At 44.4% G+C, this 22,971-nt stretch carries 9 protein-coding genes and 1 tRNA gene; 6 read left to right on the top strand and 4 right to left on the bottom strand.

Going from position 1 to position 22,971, the window contains the following annotated elements; genetic code table 11:
* Positions 1–28: 28 nt before the first annotated feature.
* Positions 29–1,714 (bottom strand): glutamine--tRNA ligase/YqeY domain fusion protein, encoded by a 1,686-nt coding sequence (locus I595_RS13225; RefSeq protein ID WP_054559913.1) that lies wholly within the window; start codon positions 1,712–1,714, stop codon positions 29–31.
* 261 nt (positions 1,715–1,975) lie between these two features.
* On the opposite strand from I595_RS13225, the gene I595_RS13220 reads away from it, so the two are divergent.
* The 6 genes from I595_RS13220 to I595_RS13195 all read left to right on the top strand — a co-directional run bounded on the left by I595_RS13220 (position 1,976) and on the right by I595_RS13195 (position 18,840).
* Positions 1,976–4,225 carry a T9SS type B sorting domain-containing protein gene (locus I595_RS13220; RefSeq protein ID WP_054559912.1) on the top strand — a complete coding sequence of 750 codons (2,250 nt, stop codon included), beginning with the start codon at positions 1,976–1,978 and terminating at the stop codon, positions 4,223–4,225.
* Between the two features lie 6 nt (positions 4,226–4,231).
* Entirely contained in the window at positions 4,232–6,484 is a 2,253-nt protein-coding gene (locus I595_RS13215; protein WP_054559911.1) for a PorP/SprF family type IX secretion system membrane protein, read from the top strand.
* Positions 6,485–17,350 carry a T9SS type B sorting domain-containing protein gene (locus I595_RS13210; protein WP_054559910.1) on the top strand — a complete coding sequence of 3,622 codons (10,866 nt, stop codon included), beginning with the start codon at positions 6,485–6,487 and terminating at the stop codon, positions 17,348–17,350.
* 19 nt (positions 17,351–17,369) lie between these two features.
* Positions 17,370–18,323, top strand: a complete 954-nt coding sequence (locus I595_RS13205; protein ID WP_054559909.1) for a PorP/SprF family type IX secretion system membrane protein — start codon at positions 17,370–17,372, stop codon at positions 18,321–18,323.
* A 42-nt stretch (positions 18,324–18,365) separates the two neighbouring features.
* Positions 18,366–18,740, top strand: a complete 375-nt coding sequence (gene folB, locus I595_RS13200) for a dihydroneopterin aldolase (protein ID WP_054559908.1) — start codon at positions 18,366–18,368, stop codon at positions 18,738–18,740.
* A 29-nt stretch (positions 18,741–18,769) separates the two neighbouring features.
* Positions 18,770–18,840, top strand: a tRNA-Cys gene (locus I595_RS13195).
* Between the two features lie 153 nt (positions 18,841–18,993).
* Here the strand turns inward: I595_RS13195 and I595_RS13190 are convergent.
* Genes I595_RS13190 through rnr form a run of 3 tightly spaced genes read right to left on the bottom strand, consistent with a single transcriptional unit; the run spans position 18,994 to position 22,595 of the window.
* Positions 18,994–19,662, bottom strand: a complete 669-nt coding sequence (locus tag I595_RS13190) for a LysE family translocator (RefSeq protein WP_054559907.1) — start codon at positions 19,660–19,662, stop codon at positions 18,994–18,996.
* 5 nt (positions 19,663–19,667) lie between these two features.
* On the bottom strand, positions 19,668–20,351 hold the full coding sequence (locus I595_RS13185; protein WP_054559906.1) for a head GIN domain-containing protein: 684 nt from the start codon (positions 20,349–20,351) through the stop codon (positions 19,668–19,670).
* 57 nt (positions 20,352–20,408) lie between these two features.
* The gene (rnr, locus tag I595_RS13180; RefSeq protein WP_054559905.1) at positions 20,409–22,595 is read right to left on the bottom strand and encodes a ribonuclease R; all 2,187 of its coding nucleotides are present in this window, start codon (positions 22,593–22,595) and stop codon (positions 20,409–20,411) included.
* Between the last annotated feature and the right edge of the window lie 376 nt (positions 22,596–22,971).

Below are 22,971 nucleotides of genomic sequence, written 5' to 3'. Positions count from 1 at the left end.
GGACACCCTTGACCCTTTAACCCCGAGATTAGCCTTTTTGTTGGATTTTTGCCCAGGTATCCCGCAGGGTGACGGTGCGGTTAAATACCAAATTGTCCCCGGTTGTATCCGTGTCTACATTAAAATAACCCAATCTTTGGAACTGGTAGCGCGCACCCACTTTTGCTTCTTTTAAACTAGGCTCTAAATAAGCGGTAATCACCAACAAGGAATTGGGATTCACAAACTCCATAAAATCCCGCTCTTTATGCCCATCTGGGTTTTCATCGGAAAACAACCTGTCATACAATCTAACTTCTGCCTCTACGGCCTGTGCTACAGATACCCAGTGCAAGGTACCCTTAACTTTTCGCAAGCTTTCTTCCGTGCCGCTTCCACTCCTACTTTTAGGATCATACGTGCACCGAACCTCAATAATGGACCCATCGGTATCTTTTGTACAAGATTCAGCCTTGATGATATATCCATTTTTTAAGCGCACCTCACCCCCTAATTTCAATCTAAAGAACTTCCGGTTTGCCTCTTCCCTAAAATCTTCCTTCTCTATATAAAGTTCTCTTGAAAAAGGTACTTTTCTGGTGCCCATGCTCTCATCTTCCGGACTGTTTTCAGCATCCAACCATTCTACTTGCCCCTCAGGATAATTGGTAATGACCACCTTTAAAGGGTTTAGAACCGCCATTACCCTTGGGGTTATTTTGTTGAGGTGTTCCCTAACATGAAACTCTAGCAAGGACACATCTACCAAATTCTCCCGTTTGGCTATGCCCACGGTATCGGCAAAGTTTCGTATAGACTCCGGCGTGTACCCCCTTCTTCGCAATCCTGAGATGGTTGGCATACGTGGATCGTCCCAACCTGTAACATGGCCTCCCTCTACCAACTGCAGCAATTTTCGTTTACTCACGACCGTGTGGCTCAAGTTTCTGCGGGCAAATTCCCGTTGTTTTGGTCGCAACCTATCTTTTGATACCAATTGGTCCAAACACCAATCGTACAATTCCCTGTGAGGTAAGAACTCTAACGTACACAAGGAGTGGGAAACTTGCTCCAAATAATCGCTTTGTCCGTGTGTCCAATCGTACATTGGGTAAATACACCAATCGGTATTTGTTCTGTGGTGCGCTTTGTGCAACACCCGATATAAAATTGGATCACGCATCAGCATATTGGGCGAAGCCAAATCAATTTTCGCTCTCAATACGTGTTTTCCTTCTTCAAACTCACCATTTTTCATGCGTAAAAAAAGGTCTAGGTTCTCTTCAACGGAACGATCACGATAAGGTCCTGGAACGCCTGGTTCCGTTGGCGTTCCCTTTTGTTTGGCCATGTCCTCAGAAGACTGGCTATCAACATAGGCCTTGCCTTGCTTTATCAGCATCACGGCCCAATCGTACAATTCTTGGAAATAATCAGAGGCGTAGCACTCTTTGTCCCAATGGAAACCCATCCATTCCACATCCCGCTTAATGGCGTCCACATATGCTTTTTCCTCTTTGGCCGGGTTGGTATCGTCAAACCTCAAGTTCACCGGCGCACCGTACTTTTCGCCCAAGCCAAAATTTAAACAAATGGAACTCGCATGCCCTAAATGCAAATACCCGTTTGGCTCCGGGGGAAACCTAAAACGCAACTGGCTTTTGGCATATCCGTCAGCTAAATCCTCTTCGATGATATGCTCAATAAAATTCAATGCTTTTTTACTCTCCTCCATAGGTTTTGTATATCGGGCAAAAGTAGCAAAAATGGGTTGTTCTGCACAGTTTCTTATCCACACTCCATACAAAAAAACTTGTTTCACAACAGTTTTACCCTGCTCTACAACAATAAGTTTCTAGCCCTTGCCAGAATAGCAATATTTGTTCATAGAATACCTTCCGGTGCATATTGGAAGGTGGCAAACTCAAATAACTACAAGCATGAAAGACCTACAACAACACCCCTTTGTTGCTTGTTCCCAAAGCTACCATAACCTATGAAATCCACACCAAATTTCATCGCCATCTTAACACTGCTGCTTTGCCTTACCGGCACTTTTGTCCGCAGTCAAGTGTTAAACCCCCCCACACCCGCAGACAACCCCAACTTGCCGGGTAACTCTGCTTGGACGGCCGCCTGTGCTTCAGCAGATTTTAATGAATACTTTGTGAACTTTACTTGGAGCCCACCACTGGTGCAGGCCAACAACGAATTTATTTTGGAACTTTCTGATGCCAACGGAGACTTTGGTTCTCCCCGTGAGCTCGCCCGCGCTGCGGATAAAAACACGGAATTTGATTTTGAGTTTCGTTTCACTTTAGCCACGGACATTCAAGGAGATGGGTATCGCTTTAGGGTACGGAGCACAAGCCCCGAGCTTACCAGTGATCCTTCCGCCGCTTACTCTATGTATTTTATAGGGTATAACGACCCTATTTTAATCAGCCAGGATGCCAGCGGTGTCATACCGCCCGGCGGTGTGCTAGAGGTGTGCGACGGTAGCGGTATCACCTTGGAGACCCATAACGTACCCAATGCTGACACTTACAGCTATAGTTGGTACCGCAGCGGAACGCTACTGGCAGAAACCTCTAATGCATTGAATGTTACACAATCTGGAATGTACTTTGTTGAAATAGATTATGGTGTTAACTGTTCCGGTTCTGCGAACACCTTGTCCAACACCATAGAAGTTTCCTTTGGATCCTCACAGGGAATAAGCATTAACCCGCCAACCACCAACACCTTATGTGCCACAGAAATGGTAACCTTAGAAGCCAATATTAGCGGTATGGGCTACTTATACACTTGGTTTAACGGAGGCACAATTGTATCTGGGCCCACCGCGGACGCAAGCACGTATACCGTTGACGGTTCTGTTTCCGGCTTTGAAGGGGAATACAGCGTGCGTATCGAAGGTCCAGGGATTTGTGCGGAACAGTCCGATTCCGTAAGCATTGGTGCTGCCGGTGACTACACGGTAACCCGGGTCAACGAGCCCAACCTAGTGTTGCTGCCCGGCAGAAACGAAACCTTGACCGCAAGCACAACCGCAGCTAGCCCAACATTTCAATGGTTCAGGGACGGCACTGCCATCAGTGGGGAAACTGCGGCAAGCTTAACCGTTGATACGCCCGGTACGTACTACGCCGAGATTACGGAAACAGGTGGGCCTTGTACATTGCCTGCCAAAAGTACCGAGGAGACTTTGGTGGTCCTGCCAACCGACCTAGAATTGAGTATTGACTATGTGGGAACCTATAGCGACTGCGCTGCCAGTGAAACTACATTGACCGTGCTGCAGATCAACGCTGTTGATCCCAACAACAATAGAATAGATGTAACCGCAACATTACGCAACGACTTTACCTACCAATGGGCTAAAGATGGGATTGCCATTCCCGGGCTAACTTCAGACCAATTGGTATTAAACAGTGTGGACGACAACGGCTTCTACACACTAGAAGGTGTTTTGGAAAGTTTTACGGCAACTTCCAACCCCTTAAGTGTTCGTTTGGCCCCCGAGTCCAACCTTACTATCGAAGCCACGGGGCTGCAGGTTTGTGAAGGGGTATCGGTAAGCTTGTCCACCAGTACGGATTTAACGGGCATGGACTTTGCCTGGAGAAAGGATGGGGTAGAACTATCCAGCGCCGAGAGCACCTTAACTACAGATGAAATAGGAACCTACCAACTTGCCATAAGTGCAGACGGATGCCCTATTTTATCCAATGAGGTTGTCATCTCCAATTTTGATGCTTCGGGTATTGCCATAGATTTAGGGGACAGCATCGTTATCCCTAGCGGATCTTCGGAAATTGCAACGGCCACGGGTGCCAATTCCTATGAGTGGTACGATGCCGCTAATACCTTACTATCAAACACAGAAAGTGTAACACTATCTGAAGAAGGGAATTATACCCTTGTCGCTGCCGTTGGCAGTTGCTCCTTTACTTTGCCTTTTTCAGTCTCCTTTAGGGACAGTTTTGAAGTGCCCAATGTCATCACCGCCAATGGTGACGGTATCAATGACCTTTGGATAATCCCAAATACCTTCTCCAGAAACAATGATATTACCGTTATCATATACAATGAACAAGGGGAGGAGGTGCTAAATGAAGTAGGTTATCAAAATAATTGGCCGGCCTCTTCTACGGCATTTACCAAACGCAATCAAATTTTCTATTACAAAATACGAAACGCCCAAGAGACCCTGCGTCAGGGCACCATAACCGTGATTCGATAAATTACCATGGAAAAGTATACCAAACACGCCATACTGCTTCTTGTTCTCTGCCTAGGGCCTTTTATCAAGGCTCAAGAAGAGACGCCTTTTGTAGCTTATGATGTTCCCACACAAAACCTTGTGAAGTTCAATAGGTTTTTATTGAACCCTACCTTTTCCACTGTTAGGGAAGACAAATCCTATGTGAACCTGTTTCATAGAAACCAGTCGGTTTCTTTTAATGACAACAACCAAACGTACTTTCTAAGTTATAGCGGTAGGGTTGGCGACCGCAGCGGTGTAGGCCTAAGTTTGTATACCCAACGGGAAGGTCTTATAGACAACTTTGGACTATTGGCCAACTATGCGTATGGTATCAAACTAAGCGATAAAAGTAACTTTACCTTTGGCGGAAACTTCTCTTATTACAATAGCGGTTTTAATCCCAATAGGGCAAACCCTATTGATGACGACCCTTTGTTAAATAGTTTGGACAACAGTTCCCTCATCACCTTTCAACCTGGGTTTAACCTTTCTTATGGAGCCTTTGATTTTGGTGTTTTGGCCGATAACCTGTTTGACTATAACCTTAAGACCAGCGAAGCGCTTACGGACTTTGATGAAAAAACCTTTACGGGACATTTGCAATATACCCATCAGTTTAAAAACTCTGGGGGGCTTTTGGAAAATGCCCGTCTAATGCCTTTGGCCCGTGTGCGTACTGACCCCATTAACGACATTACGCTAGGCGGTAGTTTGATACTTGATGTTCCCAAGCTGGGCTGGCTACAGGCTGGGTATGATGATTTTTACGGCGCTGCGGCCGGGGTGGGCTTTAATCTCAACAAACGGATTTCCCTAGGGTATACGGTAGAGAAAGGCCTGTCTGACGCCCTTGAAAATTTCGGGGTTACCCACGAGATTAATCTAGCCTATTCCTTTACACCAAACTTGACGGAAGACCGTGTGATGTTAGAAAAGGAGAATGAAAATTTTGCCATCAACAACGCAGAAGATGTTCCTTTAGAAGAACTTTCCTTAACGGACAAGGACCTTAAGATTGCGGAATTGGAACGCAAGCTTAATGAAAACAATAGCATTCTGGACGAGCTTCTTTTTAGGCAGGACTCCATTGAAAACGCTAGGCAAGGGGATTTAGAGAAGCGTTTTGCCACAGTGATGCGGATGGTGCGCCGGGAAACCAACGGTCAAAACCCCGAATTGGAAGAGCGTGCCAAGGCAATTTATTTCAACGCACTGGAAACGGGAGAGCAAGTGGCAGCCAGCAACCCGCCGACAAAAACATCTAGATTAAGCTTAGCAAACAACAACAGTACCTATGAAACCTTACCCAAAAACAAACAGAGTACCGAGAAATCTGGATTAGTTTCCCAAATCACCAAAACCAATGGTATTGCATCAACAGAAAACAGTGTGGACATAAACAATTCTCAGGAATCTCCTTATGCAGACAACCTTGCACAAACCTTGTCCACCCCAAGGGAGGCGCAAAAAATAAGCGCAATAAGAGACGTAAACACCCCAGTTCCTGAGGCACCAAAAACAAGAAGCTACCCTGTGGCAAGTGTCCAAGATAAAATAGCGCCTACAAAGAAAAGAACCACCGGTATAAAATCCTTTAAGATTCCATCTGTCCCTTCTGGGCATTATTTGATTGCCAATGTTTATAAAGGCAAAAAATACATGCAGAAATTCCTTGACCAGTTGGCAGAACAAGGTATCCAAGCCAACTACTTTACCAATCCAAAAAATGGTCTCAACTACGTGTACTTAGAAGATTATGACAACAAACAAGACGCCATTGCCGCATACAGAACAGGCTTAAACGGTGCCTACAGTGGTGACACCTGGGTGATGAAAGTTGCCGGCACTTCTTACGATGACACCCGCTTGGCATCCAACACCTTTGATAATACCAACTATGATGATGATGTGCTGCAAAAGAACGTTGCCCCATCCGGGGAAGATACCGCTGCCCTTACCTACCAAAGCCTTTCCGTTGATGGAATGGGCACTGGATATTTCATTATTGCCAACGTATTTGCCAAGCCAGAGAATGCCAATAGGTTTGTAAGAAGGCTTAATGAGCAAGGCCTCAACGCCAGCTATTTTATCAATCCGGAAAACAATTATCGCTACGTATACCTAAAGAAACACCAAGATTGGACCAACGCATTAATGTCCTACTATACTAAACTTAATGACGCCTACACCGATAAAATGTGGATTATGCGCGTTACACCAAACCAAACTGCTTAGATGGTAAAACTACTCCTAAAGCCAATAACTATTGCTTGGATTGTTTTCGGTGCGTTTTTAGTCAATGCACAGGAATACAACACCTTTGAGGTCCGTTATGAAAACAACCTTAGGGGTGATTTAACTTTTATTGGAAACAACATCTTAAACCGTGATAGCGGCACCCCAGGTGAAGGCCCCAACGATGCCTACAACAATCTCCAAAACACCAATACGTGGTCTGGCGCCAATAATGACCTTAGCGGTTTTACCAATTACAATGACTACAAAAACATGCAGTTCATTGATGTTGACAATGACCCTTCTACTTTTAATTCCAGCAGCTCCACCTTTGTTTTTGACAATCCAGATTGCAGCCTTATAAGGTACGCAGGATTATATTGGACCGCTACCTATCCAAGTGATACCGCCAACGGGTCTTTTGATGGGTTTACCTACGTTCCCAGCAACGTTCCCGTTGGAACCAACAGGCAAAATGACTTTGACCAAGTTAGGTTTAGAGTGCCCGGAGGTTCCTATGTGGATATAACGGCAGATGAAGTCCTTTACGACGGCTTTACCAGCACGGACCCTGATATGCAGTTAAATAGCCCGTATGCTTGTTATGCGGACGTAACATCATTGGTAACCGCCTTGACAAACCCACAGGGCGAGTACACGGTAGCCAATATTAGGGCCACAACAGGGGGACTAACTCCTGGCGGCGGTAGCGCAGGCGGCTGGACCTTAATCATAGTTTATGAAAACCCAAACCTTGCCGGTAGGTATATCACCACTTTTGATGGCTTTGCCCGTGTTAATGGAACCAATAGTGTAGATATTGATTACACCGGGTTTACAACCATCCCTGCAGGACCTGTTTCCGTAGACTTAGGCGCTGCAACCTTGGAAGGGGATTTTAGGATTGTTGGCGACGGTTTGAGTATCCGCGCTGCAAGCAACACTACCTTTGTACCTGTTGGTGATGCTGCCAACCCCGTAGATAACTTCTTTAATAGCAACATTAGTCTAGATGGTGCCATAACCACTAATAGGACCCCAGCCAGTGCCAATACCCTTGGTTTTGATACCGATGTGTTTTTTATGCCAAACGGAGGAAACTCTATTATTCCCAACAATGAAACCGCGGCCACGTTCCGTTTTTCAACGGACGGGGATCAATTCTATCCATTCTTTAATTCCTTTAATGTAGAAATCATTGAGCCCAACATTATCCTGGAGAAGAGAGTGGAAGATATTGCAGGAAACGATATTACGGGAGCAGGTGTAAACCTTGGGCAGCTTTTGGACTATGTATTAAGTTTTGAAAATATTGGTAATGATGACGCCGTCAACTATACTATTAGGGATGTGCTGCCTATCAACGTTACCTTGGATGAAAGCAATATGGTACTGCCGTTGGGGGTTACCTATACCTACGATTCCGCCACAAGAACAGTGGTGTTTAGCATTCCTGACAGCTATGTGCTGGAAAACGCCCCAATTACAGAACTAAGGATGCGCGTCCAAGTGGCAGAAAACTGCTTTGACTTTATAGATGCCTGCACGGACCAAATAGAAAACATCGCTTTTTCTACCTATTTTGGAAGGGAAAACACGGCACAAATTACTGATGACCCCAGTGTTTCTGACTTTGATATATGTGGTTTCGTTACCCCAGGTGCCACCAACTTTTTGTTGGATGACCTTGAAAATTGTGATTTTAGCCGCACGGTACAATTATGTGGCGATAACGTTCTTCTTGATGCAGGAGATAATTTTGATGAGTATATCTGGTATATCGATGAAAACCAAGATGGCCTCATTGATGCGGGGGATACGGTCATTACCGATATTGACGGCAACCCCGATAACGACCCGAGCACAATTCTAGTCAATGAAACAGGGGTATATATTGTAGACAAACTTGTTGCCGATCCCTGTAAAGGTTTTGAGGAAATTATCACAGTGGAGCTTTTTGGCGAAACCCAGACCAACCCCATAACTACCTTGATCAATGACCCCTCCAATACCGTAGACGGTGAAATTGTTGTCTGCCCAAATGACGGAGATGAGCTGCCCCAAATTTTTCTTTGCGGCCTTAACGATACGGAGCTGATACAAATCAACATTCCAGATGCGGACAGTATTGAATGGGAGCTATTGGATGAAAGTTCCTGCACGGCCTCCGCTGATGATTGCGCCAATAAAAACAACACCTGTATTTGGAATACGGTAGCAACGGGGAACTCCTTTTTGGCAGATGCCCCTGGCCAGTACCGGTTAATCATCAACTATCAAAACGGTTGTTTTTCAAGATTTTATTTTAACGTTTTCCAGAACACCTTGGACCTGCAGTACACCTCACGGGACATTGTTTGTGAAACCCCTGGGAACATTACCATTACCAACTTGGGAAATCAATACGGATATGAACTTTATGATGTAGCCAATAACGCCGTTCTGGTTCCCTATAGTGCCAATAATGGGCCAAGCTTTGACATCACTACCAATGGTGCCTACCGCGTTAACGTAACACAGTTGGATGCCTCTGGCATCCCTATTAACGGAGCCTGTGTTTTTAGCACTGATGATATTGGAATCCTAGACAGGGACATCACGGTTGATATTACCACAACAGCCGCTTTTTGCAACAGCCAAGGAACCATACAAGTAGATGCGCTCAACGTATTCCCAAACTATTCTTATGAACTGCGTTTAGATGACGGCACACCACCACCACCCATTGGTAGCAGCGGTTATTATCCGCTCCATCCCGGCGGAACCCTGGTGGATGATGAAACAGCCAATCCTTCTAATTCCTATACTTTCAGCGCAAATGAGGGCAGCTATTTTGTGATTGCCAGAACGGATGACGGTTGTATCGATGTTGTTCCAGTAACTGTGGATAGGATTCCAGACCCTACCGTTACGGCCATAACTACGGCAAATATAGGTTGCGAAGACGGGGAAATTGAGCTGACGGCAGCCAACGGAAACCCAGCCTCCTATTCATTCGCTATTTGGTCCGTTAATGGGGTAGATCAGTATGCAGACGCCTCCATGATTCCGGGAACGGACTATCAAACAGGAACTACCTTTACTTTTTCTGCAGGGGAGGAAGGTGATTATCAATTTATCGTGGTTGATGCCAATAACTGTATTGGGTTTTCCAACGAGGTTAGCATAGTGAACAATGGGGTAATGACCATAGATTCCATCAGTGCCACAGAGCCATCTTGTAGTGGAGAGGCCAACGGCGAACTAACCATAAATATTACAGGAGGGGTAGGTCCATTTCAGTATAGTATAGACAATGGCGTTAATTACCAAAGCTCACCTACATTTGCAGGTTTAACGGCCATGCCTTATGCCATAAGGGTCATAGATTCTTCCAATTGCGATGTCACCCTGCCCTACACCCTAAACCAACCATTTCCACTATCGGCCTCTGCTGGGGTTTCCCGTGATGCCACCTGCGACCCGGCTGGAGCGGAGGTAAGGATCACCAATGTTGTTGGGGGAACGGCCCCATATGAATATAGTTTTGATGGAGGGGCAAGCTGGGGGGCAAGCTCAACAAGACTGCTGCCTCCAGGCAATTATACCGTATTGGTCAGGGACGGGTCTTGTTCCTTTTCCATGAACGTGACCGTAGCGGGATTACCCATGCCGCCAGACGTGGCCCTTACCCCAGAAGTAAATTATAACTGTGATGGCACTGGAACCATAACCGCATCACCAAGTATTGCTGGTTATGACTATCGCTATGCTTTGGATGGTGTGCTCAATACCCCTGAAGACAACAACGTATTCACCAACGTAGCCCCGGGAACCTATACGGTAACCACTTTTTACGCATCTTCCACACCGCCATCCCCAAGCCTGCTACTCTCAGAAGATTTTGGCTTTGGCGCCACCATACCCAACCCCAACACCCAAGGCTATTTTTATGAAAACCAATTGGACGACACCTCGCCAAGTGGTGCGCCTATAGATAATGGTAGGTTTATCAACGATTATGAATATGCGGTTACCGATTCCATTGCAAGACCATTTGGGGCTTGGTTAAACCCGGTGGACCACACCACAGGAACAAGGGCAACGGACGGAAGGTATTTGGTTATCAACATCGGGGCGCCAACTCCAGGCCAAATCATCTACCAACAAAGAATAAATGATATTATACCCAACCAAGCATTAACGGTTTCCTTGTTTGGCATCAATCTACTCAGAAGCGGCAGAAATGGGGTTGAGCCGGATCTTACCATTGAGCTAAGGGACCCCGCTACGGGAACCATAATCACTTCTGCCACAACGGGGCCAATGCCAGAAAATAACAATTGGACAGAATACCTGCTTTCCTTAAATCCTGGAGCTTTTACCAGTTTAGACTTGACCATTGTGACCAACGAAAGTGAAATCAATGGAAACGATGTGGCCATAGATGATATTACCGTGTTTCAAACTCCAGAGGTGTGTGAGCTATTTGTTGAAACCCCCGTGACTGTTTTGGCCGGTCTTGAGTTTAATGCGGCCATTCAAAGTTTTACCAATGTGAGCTGTAATGGTTTTAGTGATGGATCCATAACGTTTGAGGTCCAAAATTTCAACACGGCCGCTGGTTTTGATTTCTCCACGGATGGAGGTACTACCTGGTTGAACGCAAACACTTCTCCAGTAACCACCGGAAATGTGCTGCCCGCAGGAAACCAAACCATCCTTCTCCGAAAAACTGATGACACCTCCTGTGCTACAACACTTACACAAATAATATCAGAACCTAGTATTTTGAATGTTACCGCAGCCGTAACTACAGCTCTAAGCTGTACCAATGACGCTACCATAACCGCAAATGCAACTGGAGGAACTGCGACATACAGCTACCAATTGGAAGATGATCTTGGGGTGGTCATAGGTGCTTATGATTTTGCATCAAACGGCACCAACAGCGTGTTCAATGGAATTCCGGCAGGAAGCTATCTTGTTCGGGTTAGGGATGCAAATGGGTGTGAAACCCTAATGACAACCCCCCTTGTGGTTGACCCTGTTAACCCTTTGGTTTTTGATGTATCCGCTTCGGGCTGCTACGCCGGTGGTAACAGCGGTAGTATTATTGTCAATGTTACCGACGGAAACGGCAACTATCAATTTAGGATAAATTCTGGGCCTTGGCTTACCCCAACACCTTCATCGGCAACATCGTACACCTTTAGCGGATTAACAAACGGCACTTATGATATTGATGTAAGGGATGGTTCCGGTTGCCCAGTTACCCCATTAACGGAAACCATTGTCATAGACCCACAGCTTACTGCCAATGCCATATTGACTACAGACCTGACCTGCTTGGCTGACGCTTCCATAGACATTAATGCCAATGGAGGGGATGGGAATTATAGCTATGAATGGTCCAATGATGGAGGAGCCATATACAACAGCACAGGCTTTACCTTAAATACGTTTACCACCAATACTGCAGGCACCTATCAATTTAGGGTAACGGACACCTCTAGCCCTATCCCGTGCTCGGTAATTACGAACCCCATAACGGTAAGCCCTGCCGAAACCCCGATTATTTCCAACGTCTTGGCTACCAATGTACTTTGTTTTGGAGATACCACAGGAACTTTAAACGTATCCATTGATACCTCTGTTGGCTTGCCTCCTTACGTGACCACCATTGTTGAAACTCTAACGACTACCAATTATGGAGCGCAGACCACCGGATTGCCGGCCGGTAATTATGAAGTAACCATTACAGACGCTAAAGGGTGTGTTTCCGCCCCATTCCCTGTTAACATTACGCAGCCCAACCAAATTAATTATACTATTGATTTACAACCTATTACCTGTGACACATCTACTGGTACCAACCCGGGTTCCATTTCGGTGGAAAACCTAACTGGGGGAACGGCAGAATACACCTATTACCTTACAGGCAACAATGGGTATTCCGCAACGTATGTTACTACAGCAGGAGGTGAGGACCACACTTTTGCTATTCTTGAGTTTGGTATTTATGAAGTGGATGTCGTAGACGCCAACGGGTGTTCCAGGGTAACCACCAACATTATTGCATCTCCGCCAGATGACCTAAATATCGATATCTCCGCTACTACCGTAGACTGTTTGAGCGGCGGTACCGCAGATGTTACGGTCACCACAGCAATTTTGGGCAACGATTACGAATTTGGCATCCTTGACCAGTTTACGGTGCCATATGCAACTAGCTTTTTGCCTCCAAACACCCCCGGGGGAGCCACAAGAACTTTTACGGGGCTTACCCCAGGACTTACCTATACTTTTGTGGTGCGAGACAACATCACCAATTGTTACTATTTTGAAGAGGCGGCCGCACCCATCAACACGCCTTCTTTGATGACCTCTACGCTGGACGTAGTGAACAATGTGACCTGTACTGGTGCTGCTGACGGAAATGTTACGTTTACCTTAGACGGATTTGACGCATCTGCCACCCAAGTGTCCTATGAGGTCTTTTTAGCGCAATCCAACACAAGCATTACGCCAACCCCTATTAATGGAACTTTAAGCGTTAATCCACCAGCGGGACCTATCACGGTGCCAAATTTAGGTCCTTTGGGCCCCGGAATCTATTTCATTCAGTTTACCGAGGTGGACGGGGTAAACGCAGGTTGTTCCGTAAGTTCCATAGACTTTACGATTGATGAGGCCTCAGAATTCTTAACCGTTATGGCCAACAGTCCAACAAACGATAATTGTAATGTGAACGCTGGTGTAATCACCGCAGTGGCCCAATCTGGAGCGGCTCCGTATGAATACCTTTTTCTGCCCGATACTGCTCCTGCCCCTACCGCCGTTACGGCCGGCTGGTCTAGCAACAATACGGCAAACGTGGAATCTGGCAACTACGTAGTCTATGTAATAGATGCGTTTGGTTGTATACAATCAGACCCGGTAACGGTGCTTTTGGATGCCAATCCTGATATTAGTGTTTCCATAGTAGATGAATGTGCCACAGAAGGTGATTTTGACATTCTGGTTGCCTTGAATAACCCGGTTACGGCGTTGCCGCCATTTCAACTTAGTGTAAATGGCAGCGCATTTCAAAACATCGCATTTAATGCCAGCAATCAATATATTATTTCATCACTTTTTTCAGGACTGGGACAAACTGTTACCCTAAGGGATGTTAATGGTTGCGACACAACACAGACTATTGATATTGGCGCTCCATTGGTGGTGAACGCTTCGCTAACCACCTTGTTGGACTGTGAAACTTCATCGGCCGGTAATGCAGAAATAACATTGGACATTGTCAACGGTTCCGGACCGTATGAATATGAGATAGATGGTCCTGGAACGGCAGACCTTGCGCGGACCCCTTTACTAGGTAGTTCTGTCACTTGGAACGGTGCCGCTACTGCCGGCACGTATGTGGTGACCGTTTATGACATGGGCACTAACGCGCCTAACTGTTTGGTGACCAACAGCTTGGAAGTGCCTCCCTTACAATTGCCCACAATTGCGGTAGACGCCTTTACAGACGTAAGTTGCCATAATGCGTCCGATGGCACCATAAGCGTAAACGCAAACCCAGATTTGGGCATAGGGCCATATACCTTTGAAATTGTTGCCATAAACGGTGTTACCGCTGCCATTAGCCCAACTACGGCCACGGCAACTACCGCAACTTTTACCGTGTTGGCAGCAGCAACTACAGGAACAGATTACACCGTCCGGGTTACCGCTGGAAATAGCTGCGCCGCCGAAGTTGTGCAACAATTGGTACAACCAGAACCGATAGGCAACGTTGTTGCCAATGTTGTTGAGTTTGCTTGTTCTGTTGGCAATAATCTAAGTGCCGCTAGCATATCCGTTGATACCTCCCTATTAACCGGGGGGTCAGGAAATTTTGTTCGGTTTCAGTTTGTTGATACCGCTTCTGGAACCGCAGTGCAAGATGGTAATAACCCTGTGTTTGTGACCACGGTGGCTACTGGAGGAAATTTTGATGTCTTTGTGTATGACGACAACGGTTGTAGAAACCCGGTTGCCACCAACGTAGATATCAACCCCTTTATAGCGATAAGCGACCCTACGGTAAACACTACGGCAGCCGTTACCTGTAATCCTGGGGCAGATGCTCAAATTCAGGTGCTGTTCTCAACAACACCCGCTACTGCAACAATAAACGCCAGCTATACCGTCACAGGAATAAATGTTACGTATACAGACACCAATAATACGGGGCTATTTACTGGCTTGGAGGCCGGCAACTATAGTGTTGAAATTACAAACTTGGACACGGGATGTGTACTGAATACCGTACATTCCATTGAACCACCAGAACCCATGGACGTTCTTGCGACCAAACTCACGGATGAGGAATGTCTTAACAATGGGATAGATGACGGTAGTTTTGAAATTTCTGTAGCCAATTACCTGGGCAACTTTGATTATGCCCTCTTTGATGTGTCCAACACCCCAATACCTGGGTATACCGGCTCTAGCAACACGGGACTGGCAAGCCCTATTTTTGCCAATCTACCCGGTGGGTCATATTATGTAAGGGTCACCCAAACACAAGCGCCATTCTGCGTTGAAAATTCCAATGTAGTGACCATAAACGTACCAGATGCGCCAATTTCGGTAGCGGTAAGTGAAGAAACTAGCGTTGGATGTACTAATGACCAAGGAAGTCTCCTGGTAAGTGCTTCTGGTGGTGAAGGCCCCTATACCATAGTTTTGAACAACACCACTACTGGGCAAACATATACCCAAAACAATATTTTTGCACACCTTTTCACAGGATTGTCCGCAGGTGATTTTACCATTACAGTAACAGACACCTATGGTTGTGATATGACCAATGCCATCAGTTTAATAAGGCCTGATGCCATTGTGGCCGCTCTAACGGCTAGTGCGTTGGTGTGTTTTGGGGATGCTGATGCTTCCATAAACACATCGGTAGGCGCAAGAAATGTTATGGCCAATTATACGTATCAACTCAACACATATACCAGTTTAGGTTCTGTAGGGGCGGAGCAAACGTCTGCGCCACAGCCTACAGGGAGCTTCAGCAATCTCGCTGCAGGATTTTACAGTGTTACCGTAACAGACAATTTTGGATGTTCCACGGAAACACCCATTATAGAAATTCTAAATCCTTCCGAGGTGGGCTCCTTATTAATCAGACTTTCCCCGTTAAGTTGCACCATGGGTGCTTCTTTAGAACTTTCTGCCAATGGAGGGACAGCGCCCTATAGTTTTAGTGAGGATGGTGTTACCTATGCTCCTATGAACCAAGCCAATGGTTCTGGTACCCATATCATAAATAATGTTGGGGCCGGAAGCTATCAGTATTTTGTGAGGGATGCATTTAACTGTTTCTCCACAGTGTCTAATACCATTACTGAGGACCCAATAGCGCCGTTGACACTTGAGGTTGACCAATCCGCAGCGTTCATTAATTGCACCGGTGACGGAACGGCAGCAATCTTTGCGAGTGCAGACGGAGGATTGGGTAATTACCAATATGCACTGTTTACAGACCCGGGACTAGCCTTATCCTCAAGAATTTCCGGCCCAAACAGCTCTGGTGAATTCCGTAATCTAACGGCTGGTACGTATTATGTTCAAGTAACTAGTGAAGATTGTACCGCACCCGTTCAAGAAGTGGTCATCAATGAACCATTACCTTTAGCATACATAGACAACGTGAGCAACATAAGCTGTGCCGGTGAAGAGGATGGGAGTATTTCCGTTACCCTGTCCGGTGGCGCTGGGGGCTATCTATATTCCATTTCTCCCAACCTTGACCAGTTTGATGTGGTAAACACCTTTACTGACCTAGCGGCAGGTGACTACACCGTTATCGCCCAAGATCAAAATGGGTGTTTTGAATTACTTGAATACACCATTACAGAGCCGTCTGCACTCAGTATAGAAACGACAGCCGTGCTGCCAGAAACTTGTGTAAACAGTAGTGACGGTTCCATTGAAATTTCCATCAGTGGAGGTACCGCACCTTATTTAACCAGCTTGAATGCAAACCAAGATGCAGATTTTGTGTCCAGTGACACGTTGTTTGACGCGCTTCCGGCAGGAACACACGTCATATTTGTCCGTGATGCACAAGGTTGTGATGAAAATATTATTGTGGAAATCGCCCAAGGGGTTAACCTAAATGCAACCGTAACACCAGAGTACAGTTGTGATGGCCTTGTTCCGGATAATCGTTTGTTAATTGATTTTGAGGATGAGTCCGTTATCAATAATGTCATGTTTGCCGTAGATACGGAAGATGCCTCTGCCATGAGATTGAACAACGATTTCAGCAACCTTTCCCCGGGGACACATTTCTTGGCAATATCACACAGCAACGGTTGTGTGCAACGGGTTGCATTTGAAATTGAAGATTTTGAGCCTTTGAGCCTTGTTTTGCAACAAAATACCATTAATGAAATTACGGCCATTGCTTCTGGTGGACTAGAAGAATACACCTATACCTTTGATGGTGTTGACAACGGAAATGACAATACCCTGTTCATCAATAGAACGGACACCTATGAGGTTATGGTTACCGATGCCAATGGATGTAGCGCCGTTGCCCAAATAGCCATGGAGTTCATAGACATTGAAATTCCAGAATTCTTTACCCCAGATGGTGACGGTATCAATGATACCTGGATGCCAAGGAACACGGAAGGCTTTCCAGAAATACTAATCTACGTCTACGATCGTTATGGTAGAAACCTTGGTGAAATGGGTTATGACCATATAGGTTGGAACGGAATGTATCAAAACAATCCGCTGCCAACAGGAGACTATTGGTACGTAATCAAACTCGAGGGTGAAACAGACGACCGTGAATTTGTTGGCCATTTTACCCTATACAGATAATAAAGCTAAGACAAGTATAATGAAGAAGACCCCAATCATATTCTTATCCATGTTTTTGAGCCTCGTTGTTGGGGCCCAAGAACTTACGATACCACAATTGTCACAATACATTGCAGACAATCCCTTTTTAATGTCGCCCACCTATGCCGGTGTAGGCGACCACATTAAGGTACGCCTAAATGGGCTTACACAGTGGGTAGGGGTAGAAGATGCTCCAGATACGCAAACCCTTGCAGCGGATGCCCGTATTGGAGATAGGTCCGGTATTGGTATAGTTTTGTACAATGACAGTAATGGCAATACCAAACAACGTGGTGCAAGGGTCTCTTTTGCCCACCACTTGACCTTGGATCGATATGAGGATGAATTTTTATCCTTTGGACTCTCCTATAACTTCAACCAATTTCGTATAGACACCCAAAATTTTAGGGATGAAAATGGACAGCTTCCCACGGATGACAGGGCTACGGTTAACCATAACTTTGATATTGGCGTTCTCTACCGCTACGACCGGTTTTTCCTAAGTTTAAACGCATCCAACCTTTTACCCAAGAACCTAGAACAGTTTAACCCTACTTTTGAACCCAATACGTTGAGGAACTATTATGCTTATGTGGGTTACAGCTTTCAGAAAAACCGAAACAGCACGGTAGAATTTGAGCCTTCTGTCTTCTTTCAATATTTTGAAAATGATGGCCGTTCCGTTACGGATTTAAACGGCAAAGTACGCTTTTATGATTTTGAGGATTACTATTACGTAGGCTTAACCTACCGTTTTCTTAACGATGTGAACCAACCCTTGACCCCACTATATTTGGCACCGCTTGCGGGTCTAAAGAAAAACAACTTCTATTTTGGATATTCTTACCAGGTCATAGCCAATGAGATTTTGGGCTACAGTTCCGGTACGCATGTTATTACCATTGGGGTAGATTTATTCCAGGGAATCAGTAATTGTAGGTGTACGTATTAAAATCCTTTTGTTTGGCTTAGTTTTGCCGAGGAATAAAAACAAATGGGACAAATACAACTGCAAAACATAAGGGTCTATGCCCATCACGGCTGTTTAAAGGAAGAAACGAGCATCGGTAGCGATTACAGGGTAGATTTAAAAGTGGACGCACAACTGGCAAAAGCAGCCAAAAGTGATGATCTGGCGGATACGGTAGATTATGTTCACCTTAACCATATTGTAAAGGAAGAGATGGCAACTCCTTCCAAATTACTGGAACATGTAGGGCAAAGAATCATACAACGGATTTTTAAGGAACTGTCCATTGTTGAGCGGGTAGAGGTGCGCGTGGCCAAGATAAATCCACCTATTGGTGGTGACGTTGAGGCGGTTGCCGTAGTTCTATCAAGTTCACTCCCTAATTTTGGAAACCAATAATTAACGTGGTACATTTGCAGCACTAAAATGGCATCGTGGCCGAGTGGCTAGGCACAGCTCTGCAAAAGCTTGTACAGCGGTTCGAATCCGCTCGATGCCTCTGAAAAACCTCCTTTAATATGGGGGTTTTTTTATGCTTGGATTTACTGGTTTAAACCAAGAACACCAAGTGTTTTTTTGGCTGATTCTTAAGAATATATAAGTATTTTATAATCCCTATGGTTCTTTCCCACTCCGAACCATATCTATTTTGCTACATATTCTGTTCATTGATGCGTTCTATACCATCCTTGATATTGAATTTATCCTTTGGGAGAAAACCCTTGGTAATCAATACCGCCCCACAAATAATCAAAACAATGCCCAAAACCTTTTTAATGAGGCTTATTCTGTTTTTGGTCAGTTTTTTTCTCAACTGTTTGGCTAAAAGGATTTTAAATAAATCAGTAAAGAAATAAGTAGCCAACATGGTACCAAAAAACACCAAAATCCTATTGGGATCATTATCCAAACTAGGGCCAACAATGATCAATACCCCTAACCAAAACACCAAAACACCAATGTTGATAAAATTCAGCAAAAACCCTTTTACAAACAAGCCTAGGTAGGATGCCTTTTTAGCTTTCACGCGTTCTGTTTTTGGTGGTTTTTTTACAAATATGACAATTCCGTAGACCAAAATAATCATCCCTCCAAACACATACAGTCCAGGCTGGTTGCTTAAGTTTTCCAGTAGTTGAAAGCTACTGAAATAGGCGATGATCAAAAAAAGAATATCTGCAAACAAGACCCCTACATCAAAAGATACCGCAGCCCTGAACCCTTTTGTTGCACTGGTCTCCAGAAGTACAAAGAATACAGGCCCGATCATAAAGCTTAAAAAAAAGCCTAGGGGAATTGCTGCCTGTATATCTTCCACCATGGTATCTATTCTACACGTTCAATACTACCGCCAAAAACGGTTTTCTCGTCCATTTTTTCCGGGTTACCATATACCTTTACGGTACCTCCGGCCTTTACATCAGCTTTAACATATTTGGTTGCGTACAATTCTGCAGTCCCACCCGCGTTCACCTTAACCGTGGTAAACTTGCTCTTAAAGGCACTCCCTTCATAAATTCCACCTGTATTGATGGTGATATCCTGGTTATTTGTAAAACCACTGATCTTAATTTTACCACCGGTCACGGACTTTACCAAAAGTTGTTCTGTTTGGCATATGAGCTCCAAATCCCCACCTTCCTGCGCCCTTAGCTCCAAAACATCCTGAACATAGGTTTCCGAGGAGGTGATTTTAGCGTCTTCATTAACGTCTATAAGTGTTAATACCTCCGTATGATAAAGGTCCACAAAGGTTCTATACCCACTAAAGATTTTTTCCAGCTCCATTCTTATTTTTAGCTTTCCATTGTTATTTACAATGGTCACTTTTGCTGTATTTGCCCCTCTAATGATTGCACGGTTTCTGTCCGATTTAATTAAATTGATTGAAATACCATCAAAACCTTTGAGCTCCGTAAAGGCTTCCAGCTCTTGGGTAATTTGGTCATCTTGGGCCTTAGCATAGGTAAAGAAAAAGATGAATAGGAAGGACAATATGACGTTTTTCATTGTTTCATTTTTAGATTGTTGTTCCTAGTATAAAACAAGTATTGTTCCAAAAAAGTATTAGTCGTTCTTACCAATCAATGAAAAATCCAAGTGGCGTTTCACTAAATCCGTGTTTTTTACCATTACTACCACCTCATCACCAAGTTGATAGGTTTTTTTAAACCGTTCACCAACAATGGCGTATTGCTTTTCATCAAATACATAGTAGTCATCCTTAATATCACGGGTACGCACCATACCCTCACACTTGTTCTCTATAATTTCTACGTATACGCCCCATTCCGTAACTCCAGATATCACTCCTACGAACTCCCTATCGCTGTGCTGTTCCATGAACTTGATCTGCATATATTTTATAGAATCCCGTTCTGCGCTGGTGGCCAATATTTCCATGCTAGAGGCGTGTTTGCATTTTGTTTCGTACACCTGTTCATCTACGGATTTTCCCCCATCCAAATAATGCTGTAATAACCGGTGTACCATAACATCTGGATAGCGGCGTATGGGTGAGGTAAAGTGTGAATAATAATCGAACGCCAGACCGTAATGCCCAATATTATCTGTCGTATACATTGCCTTGCTCATACTTCGGATGGTAAGGGTATCTACGAGGTTTTGTTCTTTTTTACCTTTAACGTCCTCCAATAATTGATTTAAGGAGCTGCTGATGGAGTTTTTATCTTGAAGATTTACCTTATGCCCAAAGCGCGAAATAACCCCGTTTAAAGCCATTAATTTATCTTCATTAGGTTCGTCATGGACACGATACACAAAGGTTTTTTTAGGCTGTTGTTTTCCAATGAATTCTGCCACCTTTCTGTTGGCCAAAAGCATAAATTCCTCAATAAGCTTATTGGCATCCCTGGATTCCTTAAAGTAAACGCCCTCTGGTTCATTTTTATCATCCAGTGTAAACCTAACCTCAATTTTATCAAATGATATGGCTCCAGCCTCCATACGTTTAGCCCGCATAATTTTAGCCAACCTGTCAAAGGTTAGTACCGCATCCACTACATCTCCCGAGACCGTATAGGCACTTTCACGAATGGAAATTTCTTTTGGTATGGTAGACTCCCCAGTTTCTATGATGTGCTGGGCTTCCTCATACGCAAACCTTTCGTTGGAATTTATGACTGTTCTGCCAAACCACTGTTTTTTTAGTTGGGCTTGCCCATCCAATTCAAAAACTGCTGAAAACGTATATTTTTCCTCATTAGGTCTTAAAGAACAGGCGTTGTTGGACAATACCTCTGGTAACATAGGCACTACACGGTCTACCAAATATATGGACGTGGCACGGTTATACGCTTCTTCCTCTAAAATTGTTCCTTCCTGCACATAATGGGACACATCTGCAATATGGATTCCAATCTCGTAGTTCCCATTTTCTAACTTTTTAAACGATAATGCATCATCAAAATCCTTGGCGTCTTTTGGGTCTATGGTGAAGGTAAGCGTATCCCGCATATCCCTTCTTTTGGCAATTTCTTCGGCTTTAATAGAGGTATCCAATGCATTGGCAAACTGCTCCACCTCGTAAGGAAATTCATGGGGCAGGCCGTATTCCGCTAAGATGGAATGTATTTCTGTTTGGTGATCGCCTGGTTTTCCTAAAACCTGTATCACTTTACCATAAGGAGAGTCCCTATCTTTTGGCCATTGACCAAGTTCTACCACTACCTTATCCCCGTTTTCCGCTTTGTTAAGACCTTCCGCAGGGATAAAAATATCGGTATACATTTTATTGTCAGAAGGCCTAACAAATGCAAAGGACTTTTGTTTGTCCACCACACCCACATAGGTCTTTTTTTTACGTTCTACCACTTCATAAATGGCACCTTCCAGTTTTTTTCCTTTTCCTGAGGTGAGTCTAACCTGCACCGTATCTCCATGAAACGCTCCATTTAGCTTATGGTTGGGCACAAAGATGTCCTCTGGGTAGGTTTCAGATATGATATAGGCATTCCCAGTGGAAGTTAAATCTACCTGTCCCAATACTAACTGATGTTTTGGTTGTAGCACCTTAAAGCGGCCACGTTCCACTTCCTGTATCCGCTGTTTCTGTTTTAACTGGCCTAAACGTTTGATCAACAGGTTTCTACTATTGGTATCCGTAAGCTGCAGTTTGGAGGCAATTTGCTTGTAATTAAAACTTTTGGATGGTTCCTTTTCCAACACGGTAAAAATGCCTTTGGTAATCTCGTTTTTTTGTTGACTACTGGCTTTCTTCCCTTTCTTTGACATTCTTTTATTTTAGTTTGGAAAATTACAAATTATTAATCGGTCTATCTTTACAGATGGATGTAGTTTAGTTAAGTACCAAGGAATTACTGCGCATACCCTGTTCTGAGTAGCAATCCTACATGTTTTTCAAGCAATTGTAGCGGACCTGAAAAATATGGGTTATCAACATTTATATTAAACTTCATTTTTTCTTTTTTAAAATTTAAAATAAAATGGTGATTATTATAGGGTGTTAATAACAGGTATAACTAAAGCGGCAAAGACTTGTAAGTTACAAAATCAATAGGTTATTGGTTAATTATAAACATGAGTACCTACTTGATGTTCAATTTAATAACCCACTTATTAAATGGTGTTCATAAACCATATAAACACT

This window comes from Croceitalea dokdonensis DOKDO 023 (assembly GCF_001306415.1).
Lineage (GTDB): Bacteria > Bacteroidota > Bacteroidia > Flavobacteriales > Flavobacteriaceae > Croceitalea > Croceitalea dokdonensis.
This window is presented reverse-complemented; position numbering and strand designations above follow the sequence as displayed.

Coding starts and splice junctions, on each gene's coding strand:
- I595_RS13225 (WP_054559913.1), bottom strand. CDS start 1,714: ATGGAGGAGAGTAAAAAAGCATTGAATTTTATTGAGCATATCATCGAA.
- I595_RS13220 (WP_054559912.1), top strand. CDS start 1,976: ATGAAATCCACACCAAATTTCATCGCCATCTTAACACTGCTGCTTTGC.
- I595_RS13215 (WP_054559911.1), top strand. CDS start 4,232: ATGGAAAAGTATACCAAACACGCCATACTGCTTCTTGTTCTCTGCCTA.
- I595_RS13210 (WP_054559910.1), top strand. CDS start 6,485: ATGGTAAAACTACTCCTAAAGCCAATAACTATTGCTTGGATTGTTTTC.
- I595_RS13205 (WP_054559909.1), top strand. CDS start 17,370: ATGAAGAAGACCCCAATCATATTCTTATCCATGTTTTTGAGCCTCGTT.
- folB (WP_054559908.1), top strand. CDS start 18,366: ATGGGACAAATACAACTGCAAAACATAAGGGTCTATGCCCATCACGGC.
- I595_RS13190 (WP_054559907.1), bottom strand. CDS start 19,662: ATGGTGGAAGATATACAGGCAGCAATTCCCCTAGGCTTTTTTTTAAGC.
- I595_RS13185 (WP_054559906.1), bottom strand. CDS start 20,351: ATGAAAAACGTCATATTGTCCTTCCTATTCATCTTTTTCTTTACCTAT.
- rnr (WP_054559905.1), bottom strand. CDS start 22,595: ATGTCAAAGAAAGGGAAGAAAGCCAGTAGTCAACAAAAAAACGAGATT.